Here is a 4,660-nt window from a genome sequence, read left to right as displayed (position 1 = left end):
GGCTACGTTGTGGGGGTGGCGGGGAGGACGTAGCCCAGTTTTCGGAGGGCGGCGCGGAAGTCGGCTTCGTGCTGGACGGGGACGGCGATATGGCGGTCCCCCACCGGCTGGCAGAACCGGCGGAGTTTGCGGTCGGTGGTGATGAGGGCGGCCACCGCGGGGTCGGCGCATTCGACCACCCGCGCGAGGCCGAAGTCGCGCAACTGGCCGACGCGGGCCGTGGTGTCCTCGAAAAGCCTGGTCACGGTGGCCGGTACGGCGTGGCCGGCATGGTTGGCGTGGTTGGCGTGGTCGTCGAGAAAGCGCCGCAGCTCCTCCAGCGGGCGGCCGGCGTCGACCGCAGCCAGCAGCGACGTGAGGCTCAGCGACCAGACACGGTCGGACGAACGCTGCGCGTAGGCGTCCAGCAGGAGCTCGTCGGCGGGCCTCACCGCACCGGTGGCCACAATATCCAGATTCGGCAGGACCTTGAGCTCCAGGCCCGCTCCGCCGCCGCTTTCCGGCTCCGGCTCGTACCGCTCGGCCAGCCCGAGGACGTATGCGCCGAGCGCGTTCAGCCGGACGGCGTACAGGCCGTCATAACGGCTGAGATAATCCAGGCCGTCGGCGCCCCAGTTCGCGTGGAAGTCGTCACGGGCGTCGACCGGATCGCCGTATTCGAGGTCGAACAGGCCGAGCGTCCCCGCGTATTCGAACAGCAGGCACAGGGTGTACCGGCCTTCCAGCAGCGGCCAGTCGTGGAAGCCGTCGTATCCCAGGCTGCCGTACTGCGGATCCTCGAGGTACAGCTTCCAGACGTCGCGCGCCACCGTGAACGGGGGGCCCTCGCGCCGCATCCGGGTGAACAGCTCGTCCACCTTGACCCACTCCCCGGGCGGGCAGGCCGCGAGCGCCACGGCGACAGCCTTGCGCCGTGGGCCCGCCGCGGTCAGCGCCCGGGCCGAACGCTGGCCCTTGATCGCTTCAATCCGGCTCATCTCGTCGATCACGGCATGGCCGGCCCAGCGCCGCCAGAGGTGACGGATCGTCTCCGCGGCGGGCTTGGCCAGCGCCGTCCGGCCCCGCGCGGTCAGCTGCAGCCGTCCGCCGACGACCTCGGCCAGGCCACCCGCCTGCACCAGCAGCGGCCACGCGAACGCGGCGATCGGCTCCTCATGGTAGAAGTCCCCGCCGGTGAGGACGCCGGTGACGGCGGCGACGGTCGCGGCCGCCGGCCGCTGCGTCTTCTCGCTGCACCGCAGCTTGCCGACCGCGCACAGCCGCAGGACGGCGAGCACGTCGGCAGCCGCCTCCCACGCCCTCGGGCGAACGGTCGGCCCGCCCGTTCCCGGCGAACCGTCCGTCGGCGCGTTCACGTCCTGTAGCACCGTCATACCCGCTAACTGTAGAACCGTGTCGGCAGGCGGACTCGACCGGCACGGTCCCGCGGCGTCGCACGGAACCATCCACCGGCGCGGGCCGCCATCGGGTCGCCACTGGATGAGGCCGCGGCCACGCGCGGGACATCCGTCAGCGTGGATCGGCGACCCGGATCGACGACGCGGATCGACGACGCGAACCGGCGGTACGGATCGGCGGTACGGCCCGCTGGGCGCGATGCCCGCCCGGCGAGAAGCGCTCCGGCCGTGTTCCGGCGAGCCGGCCGCGTCCTGGATGGCATGTCCGGAACACGACTTCTCCGGTGCCGGGGATCCGGTTCGCCGCCTCGTCATGGGTGCCGAGAATGAGCGGTCGGAGCCGACCGCGCTGTGAGGTGTGTCATGCCCTCTTCGGGATCGTTGGGTAGCAGCGGGCCCGAGGTGGCGTGGTTACAGACCGCCCTCGTGGCACACGGGTACCTCGCCGCCGCGGAGGCGGAGCCCGAGCTGCGGCAGGCGTTCCTCGGCCCGCGGACGCTCCGGGCGCTCGTCGCCTTCCAGGGCCGTAACCAGCTCGAGGGCAGCGGGGTCCTGGACGGCCCGACACTCGCCCGGCTGTACGAGATCTCCGGCGAGGTGCGGCTGGTCACCGGTGTCGTGCGGACCACGACCGGGGTGCCGGCCGGCGGGCTCGAGGCCACAGTATGGGACGTGACGTCCGGTGACGCGGACGGCCACCGGCTCGGCACGGCCGTGTCGGGCCCGGACGGCGCCTACCGGATCGTCTTCCCCGAGGATGCGGCGGACACGCCGGGCGGGCAGCGCCGCAGGCTGGCCGTCGAGGTGCGTCTGACCCGGCCCGACGGTACCGCCGTTGCGGCCTCACCGGTGATCGTCGACCCGTCCGCCCACGAGAACGTCGACTTCGCGGTCGCTCCGGACGGGGACGAGCACGACCAGGTGATGGCGGCGCTGGCCGGGCAGGCCGACCGGCTCGCGGACCTGCCCGCCGACCGGCTGGGTGTGCTGGCCACCCTCACCGGCGTACCAGGCGCGCTGCTGTCCCAGGCGGCCACCGCCGCGCGCCTGGCGGGGCGCACCGCCGGTGATGACCCGGCCGTCGACCCGAAGCTGCTCTACGCGGCGCTGCGCGCGGGCATGCCGGAGGGCCTGCACCCGGAGCAGGGCCGCGGCCTGGCGGCCGAGGCGATCGGCCGTGCGGTGGACGCCGGCATCATCGGCCGGGACGCGCTCGGCCCGGTCGACCCGGAGGATCCGGCGGGGCCGGCGCGGGCGGTGGACTCGGCCGCCGCGCGCCTGCTCGACGGGCTGGCCACCGCCCACACCGCTGACGTGGCACGCCGGCTGCGGGAGGCGGCCAGCGCGCGGCCGGCGGTCCCGGGCGTCGCGCCGGTCCGCGCCCTGCTGGCGGCCGCGTTCCCCGCGGACGCGGCGGACGTGGACCGCCTGGTCGACGGCTTCCTCGACACGGTCGCCGCCGTCAGCACAACCGCCGAGGGGGCGGCGGGGGCCGGGGGAAGCGGGGGAAGCGGGGGAAGCGAGGGGGCCGAGGAGGCGCTGTGGCGCCGGGTGGACGCGGACGCGGCGCTGGCCGCGCACCGGCCGGCGTTCGAGCGGGTGCTCGCCGCCGCCGCGGTCAGCGGCGGTTTCCTGCCGGTGGTGGCCCAGCTGGCGACGGGCGGGCGGACCGGCGGGGACCTGGCGCCGGTGGCGCTGGCCCGGCTGACCGGCGCACAGTGGAGCGAGCTGGTCGCCGCCATCCCGGACGCCGGCCTGACCCTTATCCCGGACGGCCTGCTCCCCCCTCCGGCCCCCCGTCCGGGCGCCGGCCCCGGCGAGGCCGGCCCCCGCGAGGCCGTGGCCGGCCGTCGGGAGGCCCTTGCCGCGGTCCTGGAACGCAACGCCGAAGCCCGCTTTCCCACCGAGTACGTCACCTCCCGGCTGGCCGGCCGGTCACCGGCGCTGGGCCGGTTCGTCGCGGCGAACACCGGCACGTTCGACGTGCTCACCTCACCGCTGCACACCCTCGTCTACGAGGAGGACACCCGGGCCGAGGTGCTCGCCGCGCTGCGTCCCGTCCAGCGTCTGGCGCGGCTGGGCGCGCGGTTCGGCGAGGGTGAGGCCCTCGCCGGGCTGGGCCTGGACTCCGCGTCCGCGATCGCCGGCCTGTCACCGGAGGAGTTCACCATCCGGGCCGCCGGGGCGCCTGGCGGGATTGGTGACCGGGCCCGGGCGCTGCGCCTGCACGCCCGCGCCGGGCACGTGACCGCCGCCGCGTTCCACCTGGTCACGACATGGCTCGGACGTGCCGACCGGTTCGGCGAGGCGCTGCTGGTCGGGGACGCCGGGACGGCCCCCACGGATGAGATCGTCGACTACGCGGAGATCTTCGGCGGGACGAACCTGTGCGCCTGCGAGGACTGCCGGTCGGTGTTCTCCCCGGCCGCCTACCTCGTCGATCTGCTCGGCTATCTCGGCGCCCGGCGCGCCGGCGGCGGCACCTTCCTGTCGGCGCTGCTGGCGAAGCGGCCCGATCTGGTCCACATCGCGCTCACCTGCGACAACACGATCACCGAGATCCCCCAGCTCGATCTTGCGCTGGAGCTGCTCGAACGCGCCGTCACCGCGCCCGCCGCGCTGTGGGAGCGGCGGGCCGAGCTGACGAAGACCGTGCCGTTCGCCGTCACGGCCGGGCTGGTGGCCGAGCTCGCCGCCGCCGGCGTGACCCTCGGCCCGGCCGCGACGCTCCACCGGACGCCGGACGATCCCACCGCCCACTACGCGGTCACCGACACCACGGTGATCCGTTTCGACACCGCCGACCCGGCGCATGACATCGCCGCCACCTACCCGCAGACGGCGAAACACGCCCGCTCCACCCGGCTGGAGATCCAGCACCGGGTCGACGACGCCTACCGCCGGCTGGCCGAGACGCTGTACCCGTGGACGCTGCCGTTCGACCTCGCCACCGAGACGATGCGGGCCGCGCTGGACGCCCTGACCATCGACCTCGGGGACTTCCTCGCCACGTTCAGCCCACCGGCCGCCGCGGGCGCCGCCGCCGGCCCGGACGGAGCAGGCGGCCCGGACGGAGCAGGCGGCCCGGACGGAGCAGGCGGGGCAGACAGGCCGGACGGGCCGGACGGGCCGGACGGAGCAGGCGACGTGGGCGGGCCGGGCGGAGCAGGCGGGCTGCCCGGGGCAGCCGAACCGGGCGGGCCGGGCGCGGCGGCGCCGGAGGCGGTCAGCGCCGCGCGGCTGGGATCACCGTTCGCCGGCTG

At 75.3% G+C, this 4,660-nt stretch carries 2 protein-coding genes; one reads left to right on the top strand and one right to left on the bottom strand.

Annotated features, from left to right (window positions below; genetic code table 11):
- Positions 1 to 2 precede the first annotated feature (2 nt).
- Positions 3 to 1,373, bottom strand: coding sequence for a helicase-associated domain-containing protein (locus tag NBW84_RS22695; protein WP_250287261.1), 1,371 nt, complete (start codon positions 1,371 to 1,373; stop codon positions 3 to 5).
- Between the two features lie 387 nt (positions 1,374 to 1,760).
- On the opposite strand from NBW84_RS22695, the gene NBW84_RS22690 reads away from it, so the two are divergent.
- Positions 1,761 to 4,660 (top strand): peptidoglycan-binding protein (locus NBW84_RS22690; protein WP_250287258.1); only part of this gene is annotated, 2,900 nt, incomplete at its 3' end.

Source organism: Protofrankia sp. CiP1_Cm_nod2 (assembly GCF_920664355.1).
GTDB lineage: Bacteria > Actinomycetota > Actinomycetes > Frankiales > Frankiaceae > Protofrankia.
The sequence above is the reverse complement of the archived record's forward strand: the minus strand, read 5'-3'. Positions and strand labels throughout refer to the sequence as shown.

What these genes read in the sequence shown, in the direction of transcription:
- NBW84_RS22695 (WP_250287261.1), bottom strand. Translation starts at nt 1,373, where the DNA reads ATGACGGTGCTACAGGACGTGAACGCGCCGACGGACGGTTCGCCGGGA.